The organism is Clostridium sp. CTA-7, assembly GCF_054768095.1.
The window spans coordinates 153337-175529 of record NZ_BAAAAV010000006.1 but is presented as its reverse complement, the minus strand read 5'-3'; the positions used below and the strand labels follow the sequence as shown (position 1 = coordinate 175529).

The 22193-nt window shown below is 27.9% G+C and carries 21 protein-coding genes; 17 read left to right on the top strand and 4 right to left on the bottom strand.

Annotated features, from left to right (window positions below):
• Window positions 1–167 precede the first annotated feature (167 nt).
• From ACYUEX_RS13020 to ACYUEX_RS12975, 10 genes are all read left to right on the top strand, one after another.
• Entirely contained in the window at window positions 168–752 is a 585-nt protein-coding gene (locus ACYUEX_RS13020) for a DUF1836 domain-containing protein (protein ID WP_460288576.1), read from the top strand.
• Between the two features lie 11 nt (window positions 753–763).
• On the top strand, window positions 764–2464 hold the full coding sequence (locus ACYUEX_RS13015) for an ABC-ATPase domain-containing protein (RefSeq protein WP_460288575.1): 1701 nt from the start codon (window positions 764–766) through the stop codon (window positions 2462–2464).
• A gap of 35 nt (window positions 2465–2499) precedes the next feature.
• Window positions 2500–4152, top strand: coding sequence for a LytS/YhcK type 5TM receptor domain-containing protein (locus ACYUEX_RS13010; RefSeq protein WP_460288607.1), 1653 nt, complete (start codon window positions 2500–2502; stop codon window positions 4150–4152).
• A 4-nt stretch (window positions 4153–4156) separates the two neighbouring features.
• Entirely contained in the window at window positions 4157–4879 is a 723-nt protein-coding gene (locus ACYUEX_RS13005; protein ID WP_460288574.1) for a LytR/AlgR family response regulator transcription factor, read from the top strand.
• 268 nt (window positions 4880–5147) lie between these two features.
• On the top strand, window positions 5148–6365 hold the full coding sequence (locus tag ACYUEX_RS13000; protein ID WP_460288573.1) for an L-lactate MFS transporter: 1218 nt from the start codon (window positions 5148–5150) through the stop codon (window positions 6363–6365).
• 379 nt (window positions 6366–6744) lie between these two features.
• Window positions 6745–7446 (top strand): response regulator transcription factor, encoded by a 702-nt coding sequence (locus ACYUEX_RS12995; RefSeq protein ID WP_460288572.1) that lies wholly within the window; start codon window positions 6745–6747, stop codon window positions 7444–7446.
• 84 nt (window positions 7447–7530) lie between these two features.
• Window positions 7531–8451: an ATP-binding cassette domain-containing protein gene (locus tag ACYUEX_RS12990; protein ID WP_460288571.1), complete on the top strand. Its 921-nt coding sequence runs from the start codon at window positions 7531–7533 to the stop codon at window positions 8449–8451.
• Window positions 8444–9184 carry an ABC transporter permease gene (locus tag ACYUEX_RS12985; RefSeq protein ID WP_460288570.1) on the top strand — a complete coding sequence of 247 codons (741 nt, stop codon included), beginning with the start codon at window positions 8444–8446 and terminating at the stop codon, window positions 9182–9184. Before ACYUEX_RS12990 ends, ACYUEX_RS12985 begins: the two co-directional genes overlap by 8 nt.
• Before the next feature lie 48 nt (window positions 9185–9232).
• Window positions 9233–10141: a sensor histidine kinase gene (locus ACYUEX_RS12980; protein ID WP_460288569.1), complete on the top strand. Its 909-nt coding sequence runs from the start codon at window positions 9233–9235 to the stop codon at window positions 10139–10141.
• Window positions 10142–10335: 194 nt separating this feature from the next.
• Window positions 10336–11223, top strand: a complete 888-nt coding sequence (locus tag ACYUEX_RS12975) for an AraC family transcriptional regulator (RefSeq protein ID WP_460288568.1) — start codon at window positions 10336–10338, stop codon at window positions 11221–11223.
• Between the two features lie 230 nt (window positions 11224–11453).
• On the opposite strand, the gene ACYUEX_RS12970 is transcribed toward ACYUEX_RS12975, so the two are convergent.
• The 3 genes from ACYUEX_RS12970 to ACYUEX_RS12960 form a co-directional block, all read right to left on the bottom strand.
• Window positions 11454–12143 (bottom strand): YjjG family noncanonical pyrimidine nucleotidase, encoded by a 690-nt coding sequence (locus tag ACYUEX_RS12970; protein WP_460288567.1) that lies wholly within the window; start codon window positions 12141–12143, stop codon window positions 11454–11456.
• 68 nt (window positions 12144–12211) lie between these two features.
• Window positions 12212–12676, bottom strand: a complete 465-nt coding sequence (locus ACYUEX_RS12965; protein ID WP_460288566.1) for a DMT family transporter — start codon at window positions 12674–12676, stop codon at window positions 12212–12214.
• Window positions 12677–12687: 11 nt separating this feature from the next.
• A complete protein-coding gene (locus tag ACYUEX_RS12960; RefSeq protein ID WP_460288565.1) occupies window positions 12688–13110 on the bottom strand; it encodes a DMT family transporter in 423 nt (140 codons plus the stop codon).
• Between the two features lie 93 nt (window positions 13111–13203).
• On the opposite strand from ACYUEX_RS12960, the gene ACYUEX_RS12955 reads away from it, so the two are divergent.
• A complete protein-coding gene (locus ACYUEX_RS12955) occupies window positions 13204–13893 on the top strand; it encodes a Crp/Fnr family transcriptional regulator (RefSeq protein WP_460288564.1) in 690 nt (229 codons plus the stop codon).
• Window positions 13894–13993: 100 nt separating this feature from the next.
• Here ACYUEX_RS12955 and ACYUEX_RS12950 read toward each other — a convergent pair whose 3' ends face one another.
• Entirely contained in the window at window positions 13994–14938 is a 945-nt protein-coding gene (locus ACYUEX_RS12950) for an ABC transporter substrate-binding protein (RefSeq protein WP_460288563.1), read from the bottom strand.
• 141 nt (window positions 14939–15079) lie between these two features.
• Here ACYUEX_RS12950 and ACYUEX_RS12945 point away from each other — a divergent pair, with 141 nt between their 5' ends.
• The 6 genes from ACYUEX_RS12945 (at window position 15080) to ACYUEX_RS12920 (ending at window position 22125) form a co-directional block, all read left to right on the top strand.
• On the top strand, window positions 15080–16084 hold the full coding sequence (locus ACYUEX_RS12945) for a FecCD family ABC transporter permease (protein ID WP_460288562.1): 1005 nt from the start codon (window positions 15080–15082) through the stop codon (window positions 16082–16084).
• Entirely contained in the window at window positions 16084–17106 is a 1023-nt protein-coding gene (locus ACYUEX_RS12940) for a FecCD family ABC transporter permease (RefSeq protein WP_411169375.1), read from the top strand. The genes ACYUEX_RS12945 and ACYUEX_RS12940 overlap by 1 nt, the downstream gene beginning before the upstream one ends.
• 5 nt (window positions 17107–17111) lie before the next feature.
• Window positions 17112–17882, top strand: coding sequence for an ABC transporter ATP-binding protein (locus ACYUEX_RS12935; RefSeq protein WP_460288561.1), 771 nt, complete (start codon window positions 17112–17114; stop codon window positions 17880–17882).
• A gap of 275 nt (window positions 17883–18157) precedes the next feature.
• Window positions 18158–18370, top strand: a complete 213-nt coding sequence (locus ACYUEX_RS12930; protein ID WP_460288560.1) for a hypothetical protein — start codon at window positions 18158–18160, stop codon at window positions 18368–18370.
• Window positions 18371–18540: 170 nt separating this feature from the next.
• Entirely contained in the window at window positions 18541–20355 is a 1815-nt protein-coding gene (locus ACYUEX_RS12925; protein ID WP_460288559.1) for a S8 family peptidase, read from the top strand.
• A 69-nt stretch (window positions 20356–20424) separates the two neighbouring features.
• Entirely contained in the window at window positions 20425–22125 is a 1701-nt protein-coding gene (locus tag ACYUEX_RS12920) for a S8 family peptidase (protein WP_460288606.1), read from the top strand.
• Window positions 22126–22193: the final 68 nt, after the last annotated feature.

Below are 22193 nucleotides of genomic sequence, written 5' to 3'. Positions count from 1 at the left end.
TTATAATTATATTATTAAAATAAACTTTGAAAGTCAAAGGTTATAATAGACGAAATAGTTAGAAATATTAATATATTTTTTGATTTCCTTGAAATATCTCTTTATTACTAGTATATTTAAATATATATATATTAATAAGTAGTTTACGAAACTACATGGAGGTACATATGGATTTAAATGAATTAAAAGAAAAATTTAATGAATTAAACTTACAAAATCAATTAACTTTAGAAGAGATACCAGAAATAGATTTATATATGGATCAAGTAACTCAACTTTTTGATAATAAGTTTAATGATTCAAAAAGAACGGAAGAAGATAAAGCTTTAACTAAAACAATGGTTAATAATTATGCTAAAGGTAAGCTTTTAATGTCTGTTAAAAATAAAAAATATAGTAAAGAACACTTAATTTTAATGAGTCTTATATACAATTTAAAGGGAGCCTTATCGATAAGTGATATAAAAAGCTCACTAAATAAGATAGTTACATCTTTAGAAAATAAAGAGAACTATGCATTAAGGGATTTATATAAACTTTATTTAGAACAATATCAAAATGACTTAATTGATGTAGAAAAGTCGATGGAGTATAAATTAAATGATATACAGAATATGCTTTTAAAAGAAGAAGGGTTAAAATCTGATGAATTTGAAAAAAACTTTTTATTGTTAAGTTCTTTTATAAATATGAGCAATATGTATAGAAAAATGGGTGAAAAGCTAATAGATGAGTATTTTAACAAGTTATAAGAGGTAAAGATATGAAAAATTCTATTATTTTAAAAAATGAATTAAATAAAATAGATGGTAAAGGATATAAGTTATATAAAAATCTACAAGGTGAATATCACTTTAAAGACTATACTTTATGTATAGATTATGTTCAAGGAGATCCATTTGCTTCTCCATCAAGGTTAAGAGTGGTTGTAGATAAAAATATATCTAATTTCCCAGAAAATTTATTAGATAAAAAGTACAAAAAAATAGCAGTTTCAGATTTTCTAACTAGATTATTTTATTTTAATATAAATAAATATGGAGAAAAAATATTTGGATCAGGTAAAAGTGGTTTGGTAACTATAAGTAAATGTCCTCAAGAAATCTTAGAAAGAACATCTATAGTAATAAATAATGATAATATAGAGGCTAGGTTTTATGTAGGATTTCCAGCTAGGGGAAGAAGTGTTTTAGCTAAAGAGTTAGAAAAGATATTATACAGTGTTATTCCTAGCATAATAGAAAATACTTTAATTTATCAAAATATAAATAAAGAAAAACTTATAGAAAGAATAAATTTAGTAGAAGATCAAGAATATATAAGAAGTGAACTTAAAAATAAGGGGTTAATTGCCTTTGTAGCCAATGGATCTATACTTCCAAGAGAAAGTGGAGTATCTTCAAAACCTTTAAGAAGTGGAAAGAAGTTTAAATCTCCTAAGAATTTAGAGCTAGAATTTAATCTTCCTAATAAAGGTTTAATTAAGGGAATGGGAGTAAAGGAAGGAATAACATTAATAGTAGGTGGAGGGTATCACGGAAAATCTACTATTTTAAACGCTATTGAACTAGGTGTTTATAATCATATAGAAGGTGATGGTAGGGAGTTTGTTATTACAGACAATACCGCTGTGAAAGTTAGAGCAGAAGATGGAAGAAGTATTAAAAATACTGATATATCATTATTTATAGATAACCTGCCTAATGGAAAAGATACAGTAAAGTTTACAACAGAAAATGCTAGTGGAAGTACATCACAGGCAGCAAATATAGTTGAAGCTATAGAAAGTAAAACAAACCTTTTACTTATAGATGAAGATACATCTGCAACTAATTTTATGATTAGAGATGAATTAATGCAAAAGTTAGTTTCAAGAGAAAAAGAGCCAATAACACCATTTATAGAAATAGTTAAACCTCTTTATGAGCAAAATAATATATCCACAATAATAGTTGTGGGAAGCTCTGGGGACTTTTTTGATGTAGCAGACTACGTAATTCAAATGGATAATTATGAAGCAAAAGATGTTACAAAAGAAGCAAAATACCTTATGAGAGGTGAAATAAATAAGAGGATAAAAGAAAAAGATATAGAGGTAAATATAAAATTTGATAGAAAAATTAAAAAAGGAACTATAGAAAGCACATACAAAGGTGTAAAAATTAAAGCTATGGGATTAAGCTCAATTAGTATAAATAAAGAAAATATAGATTTAAGAGCTGTTGAGCAAATAGTTGATACAGAACAATTAAATTCAATAGGTGCTATTATGAAATGGGCAGAGAACAATATGATGAATAAATCATTACCTTTCGAAGAAATGATTAATGAGATATATAGTGAAATAAATAAAAATGGATTAATTCCTATAGATAAAATATATGGAGGGTCAGGAAGCTTAGCTATGCCAAGGAAGCAAGAAGTTATGGCTACCTATAACAGATATAGAAAATTAATTTTATAGTTTATTAATATCTAAAGAATGGAGATGAATTTAAACTGTATTATATATACGATATATTATTTCAAGTTGTAGATAGAGCTACATTACTGGTTATATGTTTATTTATTATAACTAGGTTACAAAGTTTTAGAGAAATATTTTTAAAGGAGAATTATGAAAGAAAGGATTATGCTATTATTTGCATAGTATTTAGTATATTTGCTGTATTTGCAAATTATACAGGGGTAGATGTAGAAGGATCGTTAGTAAATGTTAGAACAATTACTATAGTTTCTGGAGGCGTAATATTTGGACCACTTGTAGGAATAGTAACAGGAGTAGTATCTGGGCTACATAGATATTTAATAGACATAAATGGAATAACATCAATACCATGTCTTATTAGTAGTATAATTTCAGGAATTGTATCTGGATATATAAATAAAAAGATTAAGAGGAAGTATAGGTGGATAGCAGGTATAGCTGCAGGAATGCTAAGTGAAACAATAACAATGATACTAATACTTATATTAAGTAAACCTCATTTATTAGGAGTTGATATAGTATCTAAAATTGCTATACCAATGATACTTGGGCAAATTAGTGTAGGATTTATTGTTTTGTTAGTTCAAAGTGTAGCAGATGATAAAGAAAAGATAGCTGCAAAACAAGCAAAATTAGCCCTTGATATTGCAAACAAAACGCTACCATACTTTAGAAATATAAATAGTGATTCTTTAAATAAGATATGCAATATTATAATGGATGATATAGAAGCTGATGCAGTATCCATAACAGATAAAAAAAATATATTAGCTTATGTTGGAGTTGGAGAAGAAAACTATAATATAGGTCATGAAATAATAACTGAAGTAACTAAAGAAGCAATAAAGAGTGGTAGAATAGTTATAAAAAATGATAACCTAGAGGATAAAGGCGCAATGCTAAAGTCAGCTATTGTAATCCCTCTTGAGGAAAAAAATGAAGTTATAGGAGCTTTAAAAATATACTATAGAAAAGAGCACAAAATAACTTATTCATTGCAAAGTCTTGCAGTGGGACTTTCACAAATTATTTCTACTTTGATGGAAATATCAAAAATTGAGCAAATAAAAGAAATGGCAAATAAATCTGAAATTAAGGCTCTTCAAACTCAAATAAATCCACATTTTTTATTTAATGCACTAAATGCTATAACTTCATCTATACGAATAGACCCTGATAAAGCAAGGGACCTTATAATAAATTTAGCTAGCTATTTAAGATATAACTTGGAATTAAATGGTGAGTTTATAGATATAAAAAAAGAACTTAAACAAGTTAAAGATTATATAGAGATAGAGAAAGCTAGGTTTGGAAATAAATTAAATATAATTTATGATATAGATGACGTAGATATTAAAATTCCAAGTCTTTCAATACAACCTTTAGTTGAGAATGCTATAGTCCATGGTATTTTAAAAGATAAAGGTACGGGAACTATAAGTATTAGTGTAAAGAAGTGTGATGAAAGGGTGAAAATATCTATAACTGATAGTGGGATCGGTATAAGTGAAGGTATAATAGAGAGAATTTATAGTGATACTATGCCTGAAAATAAAATTGGTCTTTATAATGTACATTTAAGACTTAAACTTATTTATGGGGAAGGACTTATAATAAAAAGGCTTGATAAAGGAACTAAAATAGAATTCTATGTAAAGAGGTGAGATTATGAAAGCTATAATAGTTGAAGATGAATTTCTAGCAAGAGAAGAACTTAAATATTTTATTGAAAATTATAGTAGTATAGAGATAGTAGATGAATTTGAAGATGGAATAGAGGTACTTAAATTTATTCAAGAAAATCAAGTTGATGCTATATTCTTAGATATAAATATACCATCGCTTGATGGAGTTCTACTTGCAAAGAATATAAGTAATTTTTCTAAAAGGCCTTATATAGTGTTTATAACAGCTTATAAAGAGCATGCCGTAGAGGCTTTTGAAATAGAGGCTTTCGATTACATATTAAAGCCATACCATGAATCTAGAATTATATCTATGTTAAAGAAGTTAGAAAGTAGCTATATCCAGGAAAAACATAATTCACATAAAAACAGTATACCTAACAAAATGAATTTATGGAAGAATGAAAAGATAAGAGTAGTAGATTTAGATGATATATACTATTGTGTTGCTAAAGAAAGAATAACTCATGTTTTTACAAAGGATGAAGAATACTCAGTAGGTATGAGTATAACTGAATTCTATAATAGTTTGCCAAAAGATAAGTTTTTTAGGTCTCATAGGTCTTATATTGTTAACATAAATAAAATAAGAGAAATAATACCTTGGTTTAATAATACATATAATTTAAGACTTCAAGATATAGATTATGAAGTACCAGTAAGCAGAAGTAATTTAAAGGAATTTAAACAACTAATGAATATATAATTCAAGTTTTCAATAAGATAATTAAGTACTATGACGTCTTAGTTCTTAGAGTTAAGAGTATTAATAGTATTTAGTTATCTTATTTATGCATTTAATGTAGATTTCTTTGCATCTCATTCAATAATTAATAATTTTATGGAGTGCTACTATATAATTTAAAATAAGTAAAGGGAATAAATCGGAAAAGGTTTACGAAGGGATAAAGATTTTACTTATTTATTATAGTATAAAACTAAAATTAAAGAGTGAGTGAAGGGAGATTTTCAAAATGAAAAGTAAACAAGAACGTAATTGGTTAATAGTATTAGGTACAATAATTACTCAATTAGGATTAGGGACAATATACACTTGGAGTTTATTTAATCAGCCTCTTGTAAATAAATTTGGCTGGGAATTAAGTAAAGTAGCTCTTACTTTTTCAATTACAAGTTTTGCTTTAGCATTTTCAACATTATTTGCAGGTAAACTTCAAGAGAAACTAGGAATAAGAAAGCTTATATCAATAGTTGGAATAATAATGGGAGCTGGGTTAATGTTAACATCTAGGGTAACATCAGTATCTATGTTGTATGTTATGGTTGGTTTAATTGTTGGAGCTGCAGATGGTATTGCATATATTACTACTCTTTCTAATTGTATAAAGTGGTTTCCTGAGAAAAAAGGCCTTATATCTGGTATTTCAGTAGGAGCCTATGGAGCTGGAAGCTTGGTATTTAAATATATTAATGGAAGTTTAATAAATTCAAAAGGTGTTTCTGTAGCCTTTTTGTATTGGGGAATTATAGTAATGATTTTAGTATTTACTGGTGCTCAATTATTAAAAGATGCCACATCTGAAGGGGTAAGTGTCAATAATACTACAAATGAAAATAACTTTACAGTAAGTGAAATGTTAAAAACCAGACAAGCTTATCTTTTATTTACAGTATTCTTTACAGCATGTATGAGTGGGCTTTATTTAATAGGAATTGTTAAAGATATAGGTGTTCAATTAGCTGGACTTGAACCTACTGTAGCAGCAAGTGCAGTAGCTATGGTTGCAATATTTAATACTTCTGGAAGAATTATATTAGGAGCCTTATCAGATAAAGTAGGTAGATTAAAAGTATTAGTGTTTACACTTACAGTTACTGCTATCGCAGTGTTCGTATTAAGCTTTGTACATTTAAACTTTGGAATTTTCTTTGCCTGTGTTGCTGGAATTGCGTTTTGTTTTGGTGGAAACATTACAGTTTTCCCAGCTATAGTAGGAGACTTTTTCGGTTTAAAGAATCATAGTAAAAATTATGGAATTATATATCAAGGTTTCGGACTTGGAGCTCTTTCAGGATCAGTTATTGCTACACTAGTAGGAGGATTTAAACCTACATTTATAGTCGTTGGAGTATTGTGTATTGCTTCAGTTGTAATAGTAGCTACAATAAAACCTCCTAAAAAGGCTGAAGCTACTAATAAAAATTTAAAAATACTTACAAATGCTGCTTAAAAATTTATTAATATATTTAACCTCTCAACAAATGTTGAGGGGTTTTTAACTATTTATAAATAACTTTAGAATTATATGCAAAGAGCTGTATTGTACATATAGCATGTCTATTTTATATTAATGTGAATCACCAATAGCCCAAGATTACGAAAATCATAATTACCCTAGTAATCACATAAAGAATTGTATTTTTAACTTGGATATTATACCGTAATTATGTAAAATAAAGATAAGATATAAATGGGAAAATATCACTTTAAGTATCTGTTTGGAGTTATACAACAAGTAAATTGTTTATAATATAATTTTATAGATGTAAAACGGAAGGGGGAACTTCGGTGTGGAGGTATATAATTTACTTCCAGACTAAAGAAAGTTTATGGATAATAATGTGAATATATTAGTTGTAGAAGATGATTTAGATATAAATAATCTTCTGTGCAAGATATTAATTAAAGAAGGATATAATGTAAGAGCTGCATATTCAGGGACAGAAGCTAAAATGTGTATGGAGCAGTATGATTTTCACCTTATTTTACTTGATTTAATGTTACCAGGAATAAATGGAGAGGATATTATTAAATTTGTAAGAAAACTGAAAATAATGCCTATAATAGTTATATCTGCAAAGGCTGACCAAGGTGTTAAAGTGGAAGCGCTTAACCTTGGAGCTGATGATTTTATATCAAAGCCTTTTGATACTAATGAGGTTATAGCAAGAGTTCAGTCGCAATTGAGACGCTATATGGTATTTTCTAAACCTAAAGAAGAAGAAAGAATATTAAGACATAAGGATTTAGTATTAAATAGGGATACTGTAGAGGTTACCTTAGATGGGAAACATGTTATTCTTACAGCAAGAGAATTTTGTATATTAGAGCTTTTAATGGCTAATCCAAATAAGGTATTCACAAAGTCAAATTTATTTGAACATGTTTGGAATGAGGAATTCTTAGGAGACGACAATACAATAAATGTTCATATAAGTAATCTGCGCTCAAAGCTTTCTAAAATAAAACCAAATGATGAGTATATTCATACAGTATGGGGAATCGGATTTAAAATAAGTCAGAGAAATTAATACTTTCTTAAGTTTTTCTTTAAGGTATCTTGTTGATTATGCTTTAATATATAGTTATACAAGAAAAGGAGGATAATTTAAGTTATGGACACAATACTTAAAACAAAAAATTTAACTAAGAAGTATCATAATCAATTAGCAGTAAATAATGTTAATATGGAAATAAAACAAGGGGATATATATGGACTTGTTGGGAAAAATGGTGCAGGAAAAACAACTCTTCTTAGAATGATAAGTGGGCTTACAATGCCATCTACTGGGGAAATTGACTTGTTTAATGAAACCTCACCTCAAGGGTTAAATAAATCAAGAATGAGAACTGGAGCTATAATTGAAACTCCTAGCTTTTTCCCTTATTTATCTGCAAGAAAAAATCTTGAATATTATAGGATTCAAAGAGGGATAGCAGAAAAAGATTCCATAGATTATGCGCTTAAAATTGTAGGGCTACATGATACAGGAAGTAAAAAATTCAAGAATTTTTCTTTAGGTATGAAGCAAAGATTAGGATTAGCACTTACAATAATGTCTAGTCCAGATATACTTATTTTAGATGAGCCGATAAATGGTCTTGATCCTACTGGAATAGTAGAATTTAGAGAAATATTATTAAAGCTTAATAGAGAAAGAAATACTACAATACTTATATCAAGTCATATATTAAGTGAACTTTCTCAACTTGCAACTACTTATGGCTTCATTCATAATGGTGTATTTTTAGAACAATTATCTTCCGAGGAGTTAAGTGACAATTGTAGAAAAGCTTTGGCCATAAAGGTAAATGATACAGCAAAAGCAGCTGCTATAATTGAGAGAGAACTTGGAAGTAGTGAATATGAAGTTTTAAATGATAATGAAATAAAATTGTATGATCTTATGGATGTTCCAGAGAAGGTGTCTAAAGTTCTTATAAATAATAATATTATGTTATACTCCATGAGCTCAGAGGGAGTAAACCTAGAAAATTACTTTATAAATTTAATTGGGGGTGGACATAATGCTTAATTATATAAGAGCAGATATTTACAGAAATCTTAATAGAAAATATTTTTGGATTTATACAGGAATAATAGCTGCAATGGCAGTATTAGTTACAGTACTTTTTTATATTTCAAATGGAATTCCAGATAAAGATTTTAATTTAGTACTTAATATAGCTACTCAAGCATTTACTCTTCCTATATATTTAGTAGGAGCATTTGTTGAAATGGCAACTAGTGATGAGCAAAAGAATCAAACCTTTAAAAATGTAGTATCTTTTGGAGTTACAAGAAATACAATAGCTATTTCTAAAGTTATTACTGCAGTTATTCTTTCAATATTATCAGCATTTATTATATTAACTGCATTTTCAATAAGTGGTTTAATACTTTTAGGGGGACCAAGTGACTTCTTATCAGAATTTCTTATAAGATTTTCACTAGCAAGTGTATTATGGATAGCAGCAATATCTATAGGTACATTTATAGCATTAGTTTTTAATAGTAGTAATATTTCTGCCATTGTATATTTTGGAATATTTTTAATGACGAAAAATATTATATCTTTAGTATCATTACTTGTTTGGGATAAATTTAGTTATTTAAATAAGCTTCTTATTTCTACTAAGTTAAATATTTTAGCAAAAGAACCTTTAATTATGGAGAATATAGGACCAGCAATACTAGTAGGAGTTATATACACTATAGTATTTACAGGATTAAGTATGCTATATTTAAGGAAGAAAGAAATTAAATAGATATTTATTAATTTAATTCTAAAGATTAAATAGAAAGGTGTGACCTATATGATTTTTATAATAGTTATTTGTCTTACCATTATATTGAGTATAGTTGTCACACTTTACATCTTATTAAGAAAAGAAATAAAAAGTGTGGAGAATCAACTTAGGTATATAAATAAAAATAAAACAAATTCAAGGGTATTATTGAAGACAGGGAATAAGAATGTTGAGAGGTTAATCTTAGAAATAAATAATACTATAGATTTGAAACAGAAAACAGAAGTTGATTACAGAAAGATGGATTCAGAAATTAAAGAATCAATTTCCAATATATCACATGATCTTAGAACACCGCTTACATCAGTAATGGGATATTTACAGCTTATGGAGGATCCTAATATAAGCCAGTTAGAAAGAAACGAGTATATGAATATAATAAAGGACAGAACAAAATCCTTACAGATGTTAATAACTAGTTTCTATGATTTATCAAGGCTTGAGGGAAGGGAATATAAATTTAATTTCGAATTAATTAATTTATCTAATTTAATTTGTGATTCAATAGCTTCATTTTATAACGATTTTATAAATAAAGGTATAGAGCCTTATATTGATATAGATGAAAATGCACCTAGTATTATTGGAGATGAAAATGCTGTAAAGAGAATATTATTTAATTTAATACAGAATGCATTGAAGTATGGAGAAAGCTTTATATCAATAAGTTTAAAGCATATAGATGACTATATAATTACAACTTTTACAAATGAGGCTAAAAACTTAAGCGAAGAAGATTCAAAGTGCTTGTTTCAAAGGTTTTTTACAGCAGATCGTACTAGAAGTGGTAAGAGCACCGGCATTGGTCTTGCTATAACAAAAGAATTAGTAGAGCAAATGGGACATGAAATTTCATCAGAACTAAAAGATGGTAAACTTAGTATAATAATAATATGGAAAATAAAAAACATATAATTGAATAAGAAAAGCTTAGCAATCTATTTTAAGGATTGTTAAGCTTTTCTTTATTAAGATATTAGTCTTTTTTTCATAATACTATTTAATTTTTAGAAAATTTATAAATATTTTAATTTAGCAATTTAGGAGCAATTTAACCTTAAGTTTATTGATAAAATATAATTACCACGTGGAAAAAGGTTGGTGATAATTTGAACTATAGCAGCACTATATTACAATGCATTGAGTATATCGAAGAAAATATAAAGGTGAATTTAACACCAGAATTAATAGCCAGAGAATGTGGATATTCAACTTTTCATTTTTGTAGGATATTTAGCATACATCAAGGTATGACTTTAATGGATTATGTTAAGAAGAGAAGGCTTTCATTAGCAGCAATAGACTTATTTAATGGAAATAGAATAATAGATATTGCAGTAGAATATGGATTTAATACACATAATGGATTTTCAAAGGCATTTAAAAAGGAGTATGGCTTTACTCCCACACAATATCTAAAACGTATGAATGGTTATTTTGGTGAAAAATCAAAATTAAAAGTTGGAGGTTATATAATGAATCCTATTATTGTTAAAAAGTCAGCGTTTAAAGTTGCTGGTTATGGTATTAAGACTAATGTTTCTAATGGGAATTATACAAAAGATGTCGCTTCATTTTGGAATAGTTATGATGGTGAAAATCTAGAAAGCAAAATGTATAAAATTTTAGAACCACCAAAACATGGTGAAGTTGGTTTATGTGTATCATCTAGCAAAGGAGATGGAGATGCAATATATCTTCTTGGTGTTATAGTTAATGATTTTACAAAGGTTACAGATGATATGATAACTATAGAAGTACCAGAGGCAACTTATGCAGTATTCACAACTCCACCAGTAGATACAACAAATGATTCAGAGCAAAATGACTTTGCTGATATAATAAAACAAACTTGGAAATATATATTTGAAGAATGGTTTAAAGATAGTGAATATAGTTTTGATGAAAGTAAGCTAGATTTTGAATTTTATGATGAAAGGTGTCATGGGAGAAAAGATACTGTAATGGATATTTATATACCAGTAGTAAAAAAATAGTTTGCAATTTTAGTTGTTAATTAGCTTATACTAATATGGAGAAGAAAGATAAATTTGCGTAGTTTATTTATTTAATATATTAATATTACTGGAAATTTCCATTTCCAGTAATATTTTTGTACCTTTTAAGTATCTTAATAAAATAAAACATTATTCATGAAAATTATAAAAAGTGTAAGCTATTAAACTAATTCGTTTTTAGTTAATCTTCAAATATGACAATGAAGCCGCTATTTTTTTAATATTTTAGGGAGTTCCATTAAACTAGAAATTTCATAAGTTGGTTTAATTTCAGCTTTATTTAAAATTCCATTAGGATTGTACCAACAAGTATCTATACCAAAATTTATACCACCTTGTATATCAGAGGTTAAGCTATCTCCTACCATCAATACTTTACTTTTATCGGTATGATTTATATTTTTTAAAGCAATCTCAAATATTTTGGGGTCTGGTTTTGCTACTTGTACTACCTCAGATATAACTATATCTTCGAAGTATTTAGATATAATAGATTTTCTTATTCTATTATCTTGAACATCATTAAGACCATTAGTAATTATAGAAAGTCTGTAATCTTTATTTAAGCTTTCTATAAGTTTCATACTATCATCATATAAAAAGGATGCATTAGATAAATGTTTTAAATATGATTTTGAAAATTTAACTTCATCAAAATGTATATTTAATTTATCTGACAGTCTTTTAAATCTTTCTGTTTTTAACTTTTCTTGAGAAATAAGACCTTCCTCAAACTCTCTCCAAATAGCTCTGTTTATATCAGAATAAATTTTTAAATGATAATTCTCATCATAGTCTATATTAAATTCAATCATAGCATTTTCAAAAGCATACTTTTCAGATTTTCTAAAATCAAATAATGTTTCATCTGCATCAAATATTATAATTTCATATTTCATAATAATCCTCCATATATAGTTAATTTTATAATTATAACATATAAATTTATATAAGCATTAATAAATAGTTATATATTATTTTGTAATTTAGTTTTTGGGGGTTCATATTTATTATCGACTTTTGCATTAATTATAAGCCCTATAAGAAATAAGAAGCCTCCTACTACCTTTCCTTTAGAAAATATACCTAAGTATAAATAGTCTATAAGTGCACTTGTAAACATTTGACCTATAAAACGAAGTATAACTATATATACTGCAGGTACTTTAGGAACAATAATATTAAAAATATAAGTAGTTAAAACACCTATAATGCCACCTAATAAATAAAATAGAGGAATAGATTTTATAGAAGCATATGAAGGTAGAGATCTTATCATAATAATACAAAGAAGAATTGATGATATTGTGGCCATTAAATAGTTTATAATAACTCCATTTATCTTACCTTCGTTTTGTGCAAGTTTTCCATTTAACATCATGTTTATAACTATAGTTATTCCAGTTATAAATGATAAAAATATATATATCATTTTATTTCTCCTTATACAGCAATCATAAAGATCATCCCAATAGAAATTATAGATAACCCCAATAATTTTTCTTTTTTAAATTTATTAATAGGCATTCCAAATAATCCAAAGTGCTCTACAAAACTAGACATTATAATTTGGCCGAATAAAGTAATACCAATAGTAAGAGTTAATCCTATTTTAGGTATGCAGATATTATTTAAAAATATAGTTATAACACTTAGAATTCCTGGTATAAAAAGTAGAAGAGGTATCTTCTTTAAATTGGGAAATTTATTTTTCTTTATTATTGATATAATTATAATTAATATAAGTCCTAGCAAGTGAAATACTAAGGTACTCATATAAGGGCCTATTATATTTGCTAGCATTCCATTAAGGAAAATCATTATAGCAAGTATAATTCCATTTACAAAAGCTAAATTAGTGTACATATATAAACTCCTCCTAAACTTTACAATCTTTTATAAATAAATTACACTATCTATATTAATCTAGACATGACATATGTCATGATGGGAGGAATTATGAAAAGAATTTCTGATGATAAACTTTTAAATTATTATATTCACAAACATAATATAGAAAATATATTAGATAAAGAAATTTTAAAATATGCTCAGCTTCATTTTTATGAAAAAGAAGAATACATATTAGAAGCGGAAGATAGTCTTGAGTATTATTATTTACTTGTAGATGGAAAAGTTAAAATTTTTTATCCTTTTGAAAATGGGAAATCTATGCTTTTAAAGTTTTATAGAGACTTTAATACTATAGGAGATTTAGAGCTTTTAAAGAATATTCCTATACTTTGTAATATTGATGCAGTTGAAGATACTTATTTGCTAGCAATACCGTCAGATATACTTAGAAAAAAGTATTTTAATAATACAAAGCTTTTACACCATTTAGTAGATTCTTTAAGTGATAAGCTTTATGCGACTATTAATAATAGTTCATATAACTTTGTATATCCACTTATAAATAGATTAGCAACATATTTAGTTGAGCATATAACAGATAAAGACTATATAATTTTAAGTTCATCATTTTTAGAAATTGCTCAATTTTTAGGAACGACATATAGGCATTTAAATAGAACACTTAAAGAAATGGAATCAAAATCAATTATAAGATTTGAGGATAAAAAAATATATATACTAGATGAAGAAAAGCTTAGAGAATTATCTAAAAATGTATTTATAAAAACTTTGTAATAAAAAACTAAATATAATAATAAGTAAAAAAATTTAGTTGTATAAAGTAAAAAAAGCTTAGTTTTTATATTACTAAGCTTTTTTAATTATGTATTAAGGTTTATATTTTTTCGGCATTTAACATATTAGTTAAATCATCAAGCATTAAATTAGCAGCTTTTATACCACCAGCAGTATTCCATATAATATCGTCAACTTTATAAGCTTTATTATTTTTTACAACATTTAGAGATTTAAACATAGGATCATTTAACCACTCTTCTTCCCTAGCTAATCCCTTACCATCTCCTAATTCATAAGTAAAGTAGAACATTACATCTCCATCAGCTTCATTTAATCTTTCTTTACCAATTTCATTAACGAACTCTGTTCCTTGTTGTGCTGCAGGTCTTTTAAATCCTATTTCCTTAAGAATAGTTCCTGCAAAAGTATCTCCAAGATATATTCTAGTCTTTCCATCCATGAATCTAACAAGTGATATCTCCGTATCTAATTTATCTTTAAAATTTTCTTGTATATAAGCAACTTTATTTTCATATTCCTTTATAGCCTTATTTCCTTCAGTTTCTTTGTTTAAAACCTTAGCATAGAAGTTAAAATTATCTTTCCATGCTCCTCTTATTGTATCTGAAAAAACAGTTGGTGCTATTGATTTTAATTGATCATATATTTTCTCATGTCTCATTTTATTACCAATTATTAAATCAGGTTTTAATGCAGCGACAGCTTCTATATTTACAGAAGTTTCTTTTCCAAGAGGCTTTACACCTTCAAGTTCACCTTTAGTATGTTCATACCATTCGCCAGCAACACCGGTTACAGCACCAACTGGTTTTATACCAAGAGTAAGAAGTGCTTCTAAACCTTCATTAGTTAATACGACAACTTTCTTTGGGTTTGTAGGAATTTCAGCTTTTCCCATTGCATCTTCTATAGTTATAGTACTGGAGTTTGTTGCTGTATCTTCTTTTTTATTAGAGCAACCTACAAATATACTTACAGCTAAAACACTTGATAAAATTACAGATAATAATTTCTTTTGCATAATTATGCCTCCTATATAATTTATTAAATAATACAAAATTAAATTTAATATGGATTTTAATACGTGTTTATGATATCATAACTGATAGAGATTATCAATAACAAATGATAATATTTTTCAGATGTAGGCGGAGGAATTTATATGAAAAATATACTAAAAAGTAATAGTAGTAAATTGATACTTTTTTTATTGCTCATAATAACAACTGTTATATTGTGCTACTTAAGCATTACTAAAGGATTCATACATACTTCTTATGATACGTTAATAGATGCATACAAGAATTTTAACAATTCTCAAGAACATATAATCATAAAAGCTTCTAGGGTGCCAAGAACATTAAATTCTCTTCTTGTGGGGGGAGCTCTTGGCGTATCAGGACTTTTAACCCAAGGGTTAACTAGAAATAAATTAGCATCACCAAGTATATTGGGTATAAACTCAGGAGCAGTACTTACCTTAGTTATAGCCCTTACATACTTTCCTAATATCTCTTCTTTAGGCATTGCATGGTTAGCATTCTTAGGTGCATTAGGGGCATCTATATTAGTTTATTTATTATGTGGAGGCCTTTCAGGAGATATAAAGCCTATGGATTTAACATTAGGTGGGACAGCATTAGGTGCATTGTTTTTTTCCTTAGCACAAGGAATTTTATATAAAAATGAAGTTGCTTTAGAGCAAGTTATTTATTGGATGACAGGCTCTGTTGAAGGTAAAAAGTTAGAGATAATTATTGAATTTATGCCAGTAATACTTGTAGTAATGATAGCTACATTATTTATTGGAAAAAAACTTAATGTATTTTCATTAGGAGAAGAAATGGCAAGATCACTAGGGATGAAAACAATGTATTTAAAGATAGCCATAATAGCTATAGTTGCAGTTTTATCTGGGGTATCTGTAGCTTTAGCAGGCCCAATTGCATTTATTGGGCTTATAACTCCACATATAGTACATAAGTTTGTTGGAACGGATTATAGATGGTTAATACCATTTTCAATATTAACAGGAGCATCTATATTATTGCTTGCAGATATAATGTCAAGATTTATAGTATATCCTAAAGAGGTTCCAGTAGGTGCTTTAACCGCACTTATAGGAGGACCATTCTTCATATACATTGCAAAAAGGAGGAATAGATAATGATAAATGTAAGCAAAAAGACTATCAAATTAAGTATAATTTTATTAATTGTTACTATTCTAATATTTATATTTTCTTTATGTATAGGTGAAGTAATGGTAAGCCCACTAGATGCTTTAAAAAGTATATTAGGTATGAATACTGGGTTTTCATCTGTTTTAGTAATGAATATAAGGTTACCGAGAATACTTGTTGCATTTTTTGTAGGTGCATCTTTAGCATTATCAGGAGCTATACTTCAGGGAGTAGTTAAAAATGATTTAGCATCTCCTGACATATTAGGAGTAGTTAATGGCGGATCCGTTGGAGCATTAGTATTTTTAACTATTTTTACAGATCCTAAGAATAATTCATTAACAACATCTATATTTTATATGCCAATCTTTACTTTTGCATTTTCGTTTATAGCTTTAATATCTATTTTACTTATAATTGGGAAATCTTCTTCGACAAATAAGTTAATTATAATAGGAATTGGGATTTCCGCTATTTGTAAGGCTATAACTAATATTCTTATAGTAAATGGACCAGTAGTTTTTATAAAGGAAGCTACTACATGGATAACTGGAAGTATATATGGTGCCAATTGGACTCATGCAGCAATAATTATAGTTATATTCAGTATTTTTACAATATTAACTGTAATATTTATTAAGGATTTAAATCTTCATCAGCTTGAAGATGATGTTATAACAGTACTTGGTAATAGTGTACATAAAAGTAGGATAATACTGTTAGGTCTTTCTGCTGCATTAGCTGCTGGAGCTGTAACTATTGGAGGAGGTATATCTTTCGTAGGTTTAATAGCTCCACATATTGCAAGAAAGTTGGTAGATTCTAAATTTGAAAATATAATACCTCTTTCAATATTCATAGGTGGAATAATAACATTACTAGCTGATTTTGCATCTAAATGGTTATTTTATCCACAGGATTTACCTATAGGTATATTTACAGCCTTTATAGGAGCACCTTACTTTATATACCTTTTAATTAAGAAAAGAAATTATAAGAGAGGATGATAGAGATGATAAAAGCAAAAGATTTGAAGTTATGTTATGACGAAAAAATTATATTAGATAATATTAATTTAGATATAGAAAAAGGAAAGATTACGGCGTTAATAGGTTCAAACGGATGTGGAAAATCTACATTAATAAAGGCTATAGCAAGAATACTTGCTCCTAAAAGTGGTACCATATCAATGGAGGATAGGGATATACTTAAAATGCCTTCAAAAGAAGTGGCTAAGTTATTAGCAATGCTTCCTCAAAGCAGTAATGCCCCAGAAGATATTACTATTTATGATTTAGTAAAGCAAGGAAGATACCCGTATCATACATTACTATCATTTTGGAGCAAAAAAGATGAGGATATAGTTTTAGAGTCTATAAAAAAAGTAGGACTTATAGATGAAAAGGACAGAACATTAAATAATTTATCTGGAGGACAAAAACAAAGAGCATGGATTGCATTAGCTCTAGCACAAGATACAGATATCATACTTCTAGATGAACCTACAAATCACCTAGATATAAAGTATCAGTTAGAAATTTTAAATATTTTGAAAGATTTAAATGAAAAAGAAAATAGAACAATAGTAATGGTTATTCATGATATAAATCATGCATTAAAATATGCTGATAATATTGTTGCTATAAAGGATGGCAATATATTAACTCAAGGATCAAAAGATGAGATAATAAATGAAGAGCTTATAAAAAATGTATTTGATGTTGAGTGTAAACTTATTGACTCTCCTATAGATAATTGTAAATTGTGTATACCATTTATATAAATTTTATAGAGAAATAGTAGCTTCCTATTATGCAGGAAGCTACTATTTTTGCTGTCTAATAAACGCTAACTAATATAAAATTAAAATTAGAATAGCTTTAGTAGTTAGTAGAAGATTTTAATTTAAGTGAGACATTAAATCTTAATGGAGAAACAAAATTAAAGACCAAGGATGGAAATGATTATAGTACAATTACAAGAATAGAAATTAGTGATGGAAAAACTAAATTATATTTTAAATCTAATTATGGGTTATTAGCAGCTCCAAGAGAAATTGTGGATAAAAGCACTAATGAAGTAATATCATCTGTGGATACTTTAAATTTTATTGAAGTAACTACAGCAAGATATTTAAATGAAACAGGCGAAGTTATGGTAGAGTTTAATGGTGAGTTGGCTGGAGAAAATTATGAGGTGAAATATTATGATATATCAGAAAAAGTAACTGTATATAATGATAATGCCTTTACTGTTAATTTAAATAAATAGTATTATATAAGGAGCTGCCTCCACGGATGATTAAAAATCATTTGTGGAGGCATTTCTCTTTATAGTAAATAAATTATATAATATTAAATTTATTTTAAGATAATGTACTGGGTTTAAATTCAAATAAATTCATATAATATAATGTTAATCTTTTAAGTAGAGGGTATTAAATGGAAACAGGTGTGTACTGTAAAACTTACTTCGATGAAAATGCTGCAGGATATGTAGTTGAATATAGAGGTGATTTTAAGGGTGAGATAGATAAGGTAAATTATGCATGTGGTGATATTATCACTGATAAATTAGCTGTAGTTTCAGTTGAAGAAAAAGACATGGACAGATTAAGAAAAGATGTACCATCAATAGTTTTTATAGAGCCGAGGGGAATATATGTGCTACAAAATACATCTCCTTTAAATGTAGATAATATAAATGAGATGAAAATAAATCCATACCTGAATTTAACTGGTAGAGGTGTATTGGTAGGTATGATAGATACAGGAATAGATTATCTAAATCAAGAATTTATAAGAGAAGATGATACATCTAGAATTATGAGGATATGGGATCAAACTATACAAGGAAAACACAATCAGAGGCTTTATATAGGAAAGGAATATTCTAATGATGATATAAATGAAGCAATTAAAGCAGATAGGGAGGGAAAAAATCCTTATGATATAGTAGCTAGTAAGGATGAAGTAGGTCATGGAACTAGTATGGCTGGAATAATAGGGGCCAGGGGATATAACGCCCAAGTAGAAGGTATAGCAAATGAATGTGAATTCATAATTGTCAAGCTTTTACCATCACTCAATTATACAAAGGTATTAAGAGAAAATAATATTCCTATTGTTCCTGTTTATAATAATTCTGAGGTTATAGCAGCAATTGAATACTTAAGAGTAACTGCAGAAAAGTTGAGAAAGCCTATAATCATATATCTAGGTGTTGGTAGTTATAATGGAAGTCGCGATGGATACAACATTACAGATAGATTTATAACATCAGTTGCTAGCAAAAGAGGAGTGGTTTTTGTAATAGGAACAGGAAACTCTGGAAATGATGATGGGCATGTTACTGATTTTATATTAAATCAAGGTGATAGCCATGAAGTGGAGCTATTAATATCCAGAGAAATAAAAATATTTAAGTTATATATATGGATTCAGAAACCAAATAGAATGTCATTAAATATATTAGCTCCAACAGGAGAAGAGACTGGTATTATACATCCTAATATATATTCATTGGATGAAAGGACATTTTACTTAGTTGATACTAAGCTTAAAATTAGATGTTATGATCCGGAGAACTTTACTGGTCACCAAGTTTATGAATTAGATTTTACAGGAATAAAGATAGGGCTTTGGAAGTTTAGATTAATAGGAAACTATATTACAAATGGAAGATATGATATTTGGCTTCAGAGTAAGAATACTTTACCGGATGGAACAAAGTTTCTTAATCCTAATCCATATAATACACTAACCATCCCATCTGCCGCAAAAAGTGTAATAACAGTATGTTATTATGATAATAAAAATAATGCTATAGTGGCATCTTCAGGAAAAGGATTTAATACAAATGGACTAATTAATCCAGATATAGCCACAGTTGGTATAGGAATTTTAGCTATATCTAATGAAAAAAATAAAGTTACAAGTGTGAGCGGGAGTTCAGCGGCAACTGCTATTGTAGTAGGTGTATGTGCACTACTTCTTCAATGGGGAATTATTGATGGAAATGACCCTACAATGTATTCTACTAAAATTAGAAGTTTGTTAATATATGCTGCAGATAGAGATGAAATATATGAATATCCTAATGAAAGTCAAGGATATGGAAGATTAAATTTTGCAGAAGTATTTAGGGTGTTAGGAGGAAACTATAGAAGTAAAATTTATATAGATAAAATTGAATTTATTGAATACTATGTGGGAAATTTATATGTTAGAGCTGCAAGTGAAATGATTAGTAAATAAAGGGGGGAAGACTAAGTGGAAAATGTTAATTTTACAACTCCAGAATATGTTTTCAGTAATCCAAGCTATATGCATTACTTAGTTCAGTATGAAGGCAATAAATATAATAAGTTAGATAACACCCCTGGAGTATATGTAACTGTTATTGATGATAATTATGCTGTAGTATCGATTCTTTCAGGAATGTTAGAAGATATTGAAAATACTAAATCAGTATTAGATTTAGTTAATAATCTGTATAATTCTGAGGACTTCATGATAGTTTATGTATTACCTCCAGAAATTTATACTTTACAAGAAATATCAGCTGTCGAAGCTTCTGATGTGAGTTATTTGCAGGAAGAATTACCTTTAAAACTAACTGGTAAAGGGGTAGTTGTTGGGATAATTGATACTGGAATAGATTATTTAAATGAAGAGTTTATGGATAGTGAAGGTAAGACAAGAATAAATGCTATATGGGATCAAACTATAAGTTCGAATAAAGAAAATAAAATTGTACCTTTTGGAACAATTTATACTAAAGATGAAATAGATAGTGCAATAAATATATATAGAAATGGTGGAAATCCATATGATGTGGTCGCAAGTAAAGACGAAATTGGCCATGGAACCAATATAGCAGGAATAGTTGGTGCATCAGGCAAAAATAAAGATATAAAGGGGGTAGCACCAGATTGTGAATTTGTTGTAATAAAGCTAATAGAAGCTCAATTTTATAAATATAATTATGAGCCAAGTGTACCTGTATTTAATGCACCAGCAATTTTTGGAGCCATAGAATTTTTAAGAGACTATTTAGTTAGAGAAAAGAAACCTGTAGTTGTATTATTACCTTTAGGAAGTAATAATGGTAATCATAAAGGAAATCACATTTTAGATAATTATATAGCGACAGTATCTAGTAATATAGGCATTGTAATAGTTACAGGCAGTGGTAATCAAGGAATACAAGATGGACATGTTTCAGGAATAATTAAAAATAAGGGTGATTATGATTCTATAGAGTTAATTGTAGCTAAGAGCCAAAAGCTTTTTTTTATGGATGTATGGGTTGACTTGCCTAATATAATGGAGATAAACTTAGTAGCTCCATCTGGTGAGTCTACAGGAATTATTCCTGCTATACTTAATATAAATAAAAAGTATTCTTTTGTATTTGAACAAACAAAAACTAATATATATTATTATTTACCGGAAGAATATACAGGAGATCAGCTAATAAGATTATATTTCTGGGATATTCAACCTGGAATGTGGAGATTAACAATTAGGCTTAGCTCAGGTAAAATGGCTAAATATAATGCATGGTTATTACAGAAAGGTTTGGTTGCTGAAGGTACTAGATTTACCCCAAGTGATCCATATGGAACGTTAACAATTCCAGGAGACTCGGATTATGTAGTTACGGTAGCTGCATATAATCAAAATAATAATAATTTATTAGCTTATTCAGGGGCAGCATTTATTGAGGAATCACTTAATAGGATTGACTTTGCAGCTGGTGGAGTTAATACAAAGACAACAGGTTTAGGAAATAGTGTAGATATAGTAAATGGCACTAGTGTAGCAGCAGCAGTTGGAGCTGGTGCCTGCATTTTATTATTTCAGTGGGGAATAGTTAAAGGAAATTATCCATATATGTATTCACAAAGTATAAAGACCTTTTTAAATAGAGGAACAATAAAAAGAAGAGGGGATATATATCCAAATCCTCAATTAGGGTATGGTATTATAAATTTCTATAAAATATTTGAAAATATGATATAATCAATTAAATTAATTATAAAAAACAAAGCTTAAACATTTGTTTATAACTGTTTAAGCTTTGTTTATAG